Genomic DNA, 337 nt, shown 5'->3' with positions numbered 1-337 from the left:
AGTGCTTCACCGATGCCGGAACTGGCCCCGGTAATCCAGATATTCGAGGGTGTTTCAAGGCGCTGGCTCATCCGGCCTTACTCCTTATCCAGCGAATGGCCTTGCCGAGAACTGGCAGGGTTTCATACAGAAGCTGCCCTACGTCGAAGTAATCGCGATGACCGGTTACCCGACCGCCATGAATGGTCAGTTGGCTGATGCCGTCTACATTGACCTGATGGCCATGGCGGATTCGCTTGTGTCTGAGCCGCATGATCCAGGGAATACCGACATGACGGCCATTAATGACCGGGTCCCCAAAATCGAACTGGCAGGAGATAACATTCTCATAGGCGCC

1 pseudogene is annotated in these 337 nt (G+C 55.2%); it reads right to left on the bottom strand.

Annotated features, from left to right (window positions below):
* Nucleotides 1-67 precede the first annotated feature (67 nt).
* Nucleotides 68-337, bottom strand: a pseudogene (locus tag E5Q11_RS17805) (nuclear transport factor 2 family protein); the annotation flags it as partial.

The sequence above is a fragment of the Marinobacter confluentis genome (assembly GCF_004785685.1).
In the GTDB taxonomy this organism is placed as follows: Bacteria; Pseudomonadota; Gammaproteobacteria; order Pseudomonadales; family Oleiphilaceae; genus Marinobacter; species Marinobacter confluentis.
Note: the sequence above shows the minus strand (reverse complement) of the source record. Positions and strands in the feature narration are given on the sequence as shown.